General features: G+C 43.3%; 4 protein-coding genes. 3 read left to right on the top strand and 1 reads right to left on the bottom strand.

Annotation, left to right across the window (positions count from 1 at the left end; translation table 11 throughout):
* Positions 1-402 precede the first annotated feature (402 nt).
* The 3 genes from HY877_07730 (at position 403) to HY877_07720 (ending at position 2,147) form a co-directional block, all read left to right on the top strand.
* Complete coding sequence (locus tag HY877_07730; GenBank protein ID MBI5300161.1) at positions 403-894, top strand: hypothetical protein; 492 nt, start codon at positions 403-405, stop codon at positions 892-894.
* Complete coding sequence (locus HY877_07725; GenBank protein ID MBI5300160.1) at positions 891-1,307, top strand: hypothetical protein; 417 nt, start codon at positions 891-893, stop codon at positions 1,305-1,307. The genes HY877_07730 and HY877_07725 overlap by 4 nt, the downstream gene beginning before the upstream one ends.
* Positions 1,308-1,409: 102 nt before the next feature.
* Positions 1,410-2,147 (top strand): DUF3800 domain-containing protein, encoded by a 738-nt coding sequence (locus HY877_07720; GenBank protein MBI5300159.1) that lies wholly within the window; start codon positions 1,410-1,412, stop codon positions 2,145-2,147.
* Positions 2,148-2,301: 154 nt separating this feature from the next.
* Here HY877_07720 and HY877_07715 read toward each other — a convergent pair whose 3' ends face one another.
* Positions 2,302-2,466, bottom strand: coding sequence for a hypothetical protein (locus HY877_07715; GenBank protein ID MBI5300158.1), 165 nt, complete (start codon positions 2,464-2,466; stop codon positions 2,302-2,304).
* Between the last annotated feature and the right edge of the window lie 48 nt (positions 2,467-2,514).

Here is a 2,514-nt window from a genome sequence, read left to right as displayed (position 1 = left end):
GCGCCATCCCAAATAATTTGATTGCGGGGCAAGTAGGCCATGCATTGAGATAAAGCAAAAGACGTGCCAAGAGAGAACCCAAACAAATCAGTGAATACAAAATTCCCACTGCATGATTTCCGTCGCTACACTGACCAATTTTCGTACTCCGTCTGGGGAATTCTGATTTTCTGGGGAATTCTGATTTCTGGGGAATTCTGATTTTGCAGACAGAGACCGACCTTCGCATTCCCGGTCGGGGGTTTGATTATGAATTCACGCGCACGTATCGAAGTCGGATTGAATATAATGGGCCGCTTGGATTTGGGTGGGATCATAATTATAACAAGCGGCTTGTACTGCAGGCGAATGGCAATGTTGCACGTTTTGATGGTGAGGCCCGTTTTGATATTTATGTGAAGAATGCGGACGCAGGAAGACGCTGTTTTGATGATGACCATGCCCGTCATGGGAGCGGTAGATTTTGCGGGGATACGTGCGACCAAAATCGGGAGCAGGTTGTTGGATGTAGCAGAAGGATTGACTTCAAAGATTGGAAGCTTTTTTACAAAAACTAATGTGGAAAATATTACTGTTCGGCATTATACGGATGCGATTGGTAAAACTCAGATTTTTGAAAGTGGTTTTTTAAAAGCCAATGCCTATGTTACGTTGCCAACAGAAATTCCAAAAAAAGTGGGGCACCTGCAAATTGAGGATATGCTAGAGATTCTTCCTAGCCGTGGTTCCAATTACATTGATATTGAAGTCCCTATGTCTAATCTTCGAATACCCGAAAAGGGACCATTTACAAGTGGCGATAAATGGCAACGTCAACTTATCGAGCCTGTTACGATTGATCCAAGTCGTTGGCGTCGGTCACCGAGAAGGCCATCGAGTGGAGGCCAACCATGAATTTAAAGTGTCCTCATTGTAGAAAAAATATTCACCTTAAACAAAAATATCCCTATCATGCGGGCTTTAGCGATGTTGGTTTTCTTTATTGTAATATGTGTCCTACTCTTTTGTTATTTAGAGCTTATGATCTTGAATTTGAAAAACTCGTCGGAGAAACAAAGGTGCCTTGGTCGTTAATTTTAACAGAAAAGAAAAAAGTGGAAGATAATCTCAAACCCTGCCCCTGCGGCGGCCATTTTCGATTTGATGCCTATCCCCGTTGTCCATATTGTAATCAGAACGTTCAATCTTTGCTTCCAGACAACATCCATTTCATAGAGTTCGGAAAAGTCATCGATGCGGATAAGGATGAAAGCATATGGATAAGCATCGGAAAAAATTCAGACGGACGAAACAAGCCATCAAAATAGTTTTGGATTCACATAAATTTCCGGCATTCGTGAGACAGTTTTTTCGGCAATTGGAACAAAAAAAGTTGTTTGTTAAAAGCGAAGCTGATATGTTGCGTTCGAGTGAATGACAAAAAATCCTATATTTTTCTGGATGAATCAGGGAAGCCCGAAATTTATTCTCGTAAAGGTGTCAATCTTGTTCAAACAGGTACCGCGTCCAAATATTTAGTCCTTGCCGCCATTCGAACGACGAATCATTTGGAAATACAGGAAGCCGTGACAGCTTTCCGTCTTGAAGTTTTGCGTGATCGGTCTTTGTCTGCAAGATTTTCACCAGCTTACAGTTTGAATGCCTTCCATGCACAGACAGATTATCCCGAAGTAAAAGAAAGATTTTATGAATGGATAAAAAATTGCTCACTGGATTTCAAGATAGCCATTACGGTTGCTGAGAAACTGAAAGCCTATCCTCAACTGCAGAGAGATCATGGTCGGTTTTACGCCACGATTGCCGGTCAGTTATTGAAGAGATTCCTTCACACGGCGGAGTCCATGGAGGTTATTTTTTCCAGACGAGATGCCTCCCTCAAAGCCCGGGAGAGATTGCAGTTGGTTGTTGACACCCTTCGTTTTGAGTACGCCGACGAACATCAGATTGATGCAAAGGCTTCCATTGTTTATCATCACAATCCTCATTATACGCATGGTGGTTTGCAAATTGCTGATTATGTAGCCCATGCCGTTTTTCAGGTGTTTGAACGAGGTAATCGACGTTGGTGGAAAATTATTCAGGACAGAGTGGGATATGTTCAGGACATTTTCAACAAAAAATCCTACTCTCGATCAAATCCACTCTAGCTATCCCCGAAGGGAAGTGCGAACTTCGCACGTGTTGCTGGGTGGATTGACCAAGAGCAGGATTTGGCTTCATTATAGATGTTCATTAGTTTTCGTCAAGCGGCTTCTTTATTTTCTTGTCTTTTTGGTTCCGTTTTCCAGTCTTGCCGAAACTCTAACTCCAACCCTCATCGGTCATTCCACTGCCGCGCACAGCGGTGATCTTTTGCAGACAGAGACCGATCTGAAAATTCCCGGACGTGGGATGGACTACGAATTCCGGCGGGTTTATCGAAGTCGGATTGAATACAACGGCCCGCTTGGATTCGGGTGGGATCATAATTATAATAAGCGGCTTGTACTGCAGGCGAATGGGAATGTTGCGCGG

This window comes from Deltaproteobacteria bacterium, assembly GCA_016213065.1.
GTDB lineage: Bacteria > UBA10199 > UBA10199 > SPLOWO2-01-44-7 > SPLOWO2-01-44-7 > JACRBV01.
Note: the sequence above shows the minus strand (reverse complement) of the source record. Positions and strands in the feature narration are given on the sequence as shown.

Coding starts and splice junctions, on each gene's coding strand:
- HY877_07730 (MBI5300161.1), top strand. CDS start 403: ATGCGGACGCAGGAAGACGCTGTTTTGATGATGACCATGCCCGTCATG.
- HY877_07725 (MBI5300160.1), top strand. CDS start 891: ATGAATTTAAAGTGTCCTCATTGTAGAAAAAATATTCACCTTAAACAA.
- HY877_07715 (MBI5300158.1), bottom strand. CDS start 2,466: ATGATCCCACCCGAATCCAAGCGGGCCGTTGTATTCAATCCGACTTCG.